Genomic DNA, 2,995 nt, shown 5'->3' on the forward strand with positions numbered 1-2,995 from the left:
CCCCTGACACACCATCAGCCAACTACACTCCGGACGACGCCTCTGACCAGACCAGATAGCGAAACGCTGCTGGAGTACTAGTACTCCAGTTGCAGATCGCGATCTTCATGCCTGAGTGGCGTGTCGCTGATAGTGGCTGGTCTGGGATCGGGCCTGGTGGCGGCGTCACCAGTACCAGCGGTACGCGAAGCCGGTGGCGGGCCGCGCGGCTCCGGAGCCCAGCCGAGCAGTTCCGCGGCCAGCTCGTTCCTGACGCTTGCCAAGATCCGGCAGACGCCGCAGGAGTGACGGCCTGGCCGGTCGCCGCCCGCAGCGCGGCCGCATTCGTCGCCCCGTGGAGGGCGGCGCGGATCTCGACGAGGCCGCAGCCACGGCGCAGTGCCGCGTCCCGGCACGCGCCGCCGCCCGTGGCGCGGGAACTCGTCGACGGTCATGAAGCCGTCCGGGAAGCCCTTCGGCCGAACCAGGCGCGGTGGCGGCGCCGGCGGGCGGCTCGACGGGGTGGGCGGCCATCTCGGCCCGATGCGCGAGGGAGCCCGGACGGCCGCCGAAGACCCGGGCGTGCACGGGGATGCCGCCGTCGGCGGACACCGCGAGCCCGGCCGGGACCTGCTTGAGGTCCACCCGTCGGTCCTTGGAATGCCCGTACTTGATGACCGGGTACTACTCCTCCTGACCCTCGGTCGGGTAGGCGCCGTGGACGGACACGCTGGTCATGTCCCAGTGCAACCTACCGACGTCGATGCCGAACTCGGCGATCGCCCGCGCCCCGACCGTGCCCCCGGTCCGCTCCAGCTCCGGGGCGATGGCGTCCAGCGCCCGGGCAAGGCGGTCGTCGTTCAGCAGACCCGGCTCGACGCCGAGCACTTCCTCCACCGCCCAGGTACGAGCCCAGTCGCCCATCCGCACCAGCGGAGCGGGCGAGGTGAGCCGGTTGGCCACCATTGCCTCCATGACCTGGCCGTGCGTCAGACACGCGCTCGCGCCGCCCGGACACACCTCGTCGACGATCCCGGCCACGTCCCGCTGCGCAGAAACTCGGCAACGACAGGCAGAGCGCCCAGACGCTTCCACGGACACCACCGCGCACTCAAAGCGCTGGCCACGAACGCTGAGCTCAGGACTTGCCAGCGCCCTCGGTAACGTTGTCGCCACTGGCCGCTTCGCCCTGTGCCATGCCAAGGAAGCGCCGGAGAGCTTCGACCGGCATATCGAGCCCCTCGGAGGCGGACTGCTCGTCGCCGAACACCTGCACTGCCTCGGTGACAGCTACGGCCAGTTCGACCTCTGCCTTGCGGACCTTGGCCTCGGCCTTGTCCACGGTGTCGGCCACCGCCAACTGGCGGCGCTGCTTCTCCTGAAGTCTCTGTTTACGGGAAAGGGTTCTGTCAGCGTTCTGCACAGTCATGACCAAGATCATAATCAGTCGGGTACACACCCATGAAATCGACAACGCACCCGCGCTGGAGGGGCGTTCACGGCTCGAAAGCTCAGCATCGACGACCCCGTCAAGCTGTTGCTCAGAGCTCGGACCTAGGCGATGGGGCGGGAGTGCACGCTGACGGCATAGCCGCCGCCCTGGCGGTAGGGGGCGCCGCCCCAGGTAGCGAAGCGCTGCCGCAGGGTCAGTCCGGCCTGCGTGCACCATGTGTCGAACTCCGTCAGTGTCACTGCCGGTTCCGGCAGCGGCAAGTGTTCCGCGTCCAGTCCCATGCCGGTGACCAGCAGTCCGCCGGGGCGCAGTACGGCGGCCAGTTGCCGAACAACAGCTGGTTCTGTGCCGGGGGCCAACAATGGGATGACGTTTCCGGCGGCGAGCGCCAGGTCGAAGCCGGGTTCCAGACCGAGGCTGTCCAGGTCGGCCAGGTCACCGTGGAGCCATTCCTGCGTGGGGGCGTTGCGTCGGGCGACGGCCAGCATGGAGCGGTCGACGTCCACGCCCGTGCAGAGGTGGCCCAGCTCGGCGAGCCGGATCGCGATCCGCCCGGTGCCGCAGCCGGCATCGAGTATCCGGGCGGCGGGTTTCAGCAGCGCAGCACAGAAAGTGGCCTCGCCGTGGACGTCGTGGCCTGATTCAGCGAGCCGCGCAAACCGCCGGGCGTACTCCTCTCCGGCTTGTCCGCCTGTCAGCTCTGCCCAGCGGTCGCGTTGCCCTGTCATGTCCTGCACGCCTTCCGGTCAGCCCGGTAGTAGGAGCGAGGGCGGCGCCATCGCGTATTTCATCGTAGGTACAAACCTGACTACCTCGCGGACAGTCGCGTAGGGCTGCGGCACCGGGTCGGCAGCGAGGACGCGCGCGGCGTCTGATTCAGCGGCCGAGCCGCCACCGCCGGAATTCCGGGGGTGGCGGCTTTCTGTTGCTCTGACACGCCGCCCTCATCGTCGGCTACATCAACTGGGCCTTCCGCACGAGGTGTTCCGCAGCTCACAGCGACAGCCGGGACGAGCAGGGAACAACCCATGACGGTTGACCGTTCATCTACACGTGGCTGCGGAGGGGACAGTGTCCCCGGGCCTCACCTACAGCCCATGGGGACGATCGTCCGGCTGAAGCCCCATGGAGCCTTCCGCCGCGAGGCGACCGCCCTCCGCACGTCACCACCTTCGGCCCCGGCTGGTCTCCCCCGTCCAGCCGGGGCTTCTCTCCCTGCCCAGACGCCCCGCAGCCCAGTCTCCTCAGCCGCAGTTGCGTCTGCCGCTGTGATCAGGGGTGAGGTCCAGTACGCGGACCGGCTCCCCTGCCCACCGGTGCGGGGCGGTGGTGGCGATGATCGCGCCGTCGGGACGGTCCAGGGTGGGCTGCGCCGCGTACTGGCTGTGCGCCGCGGCCCAGGTCTCCTGCCGCGCAAGGGCCAGGGCGGCGGCCAGATCCAGATCCAGATGGAGGACAGTGATGCGGGGAAGCGAGGCTAGTACTCCAGCAGCGTTTCGCTATCTGGTCTGGTCAGAGGCGTCGTCCGGAGTGTAGTTGGCTGATGGTGTGTCAGGGGCGGCC

The 2,995-nt window shown here is 69.0% G+C and carries 4 protein-coding genes and 1 pseudogene; all 5 read right to left on the reverse strand.

Going from position 1 to position 2,995, the window contains the following annotated elements; all coding sequences use genetic code 11:
- Positions 1 to 165 precede the first annotated feature (165 nt).
- Positions 166 to 624, reverse strand: coding sequence for a hypothetical protein (locus tag ACX28W_RS43750; protein ID WP_459005664.1), 459 nt, complete (start codon positions 622 to 624; stop codon positions 166 to 168).
- 39 nt (positions 625 to 663) lie between these two features.
- Entirely contained in the window at positions 664 to 1,020 is a 357-nt protein-coding gene (locus tag ACX28W_RS43755) for a DUF4277 domain-containing protein (protein ID WP_459005665.1), read from the reverse strand.
- Between the two features lie 97 nt (positions 1,021 to 1,117).
- Positions 1,118 to 1,408, reverse strand: a complete 291-nt coding sequence (locus ACX28W_RS43760; protein ID WP_459005666.1) for a hypothetical protein — start codon at positions 1,406 to 1,408, stop codon at positions 1,118 to 1,120.
- Between the two features lie 125 nt (positions 1,409 to 1,533).
- Entirely contained in the window at positions 1,534 to 2,160 is a 627-nt protein-coding gene (locus ACX28W_RS43765) for a class I SAM-dependent methyltransferase (RefSeq protein WP_459005667.1), read from the reverse strand.
- Between the two features lie 516 nt (positions 2,161 to 2,676).
- Positions 2,677 to 2,913 (reverse strand): annotated as a pseudogene (locus tag ACX28W_RS43770) (hypothetical protein); the annotation flags it as partial.
- Positions 2,914 to 2,995 lie beyond the last annotated feature (82 nt).

The organism is Streptomyces sp. SD15 (assembly GCF_054462255.1).

Excerpts from the sequence above, each read along its gene's own strand:
- ACX28W_RS43765 (WP_459005667.1), bottom strand. The coding sequence starts at position 2,160 with ATGACAGGGCAACGCGACCGCTGGGCAGAGCTGACAGGCGGACAAGCC.
- ACX28W_RS43760 (WP_459005666.1), bottom strand. The coding sequence starts at position 1,408 with ATGACTGTGCAGAACGCTGACAGAACCCTTTCCCGTAAACAGAGACTT.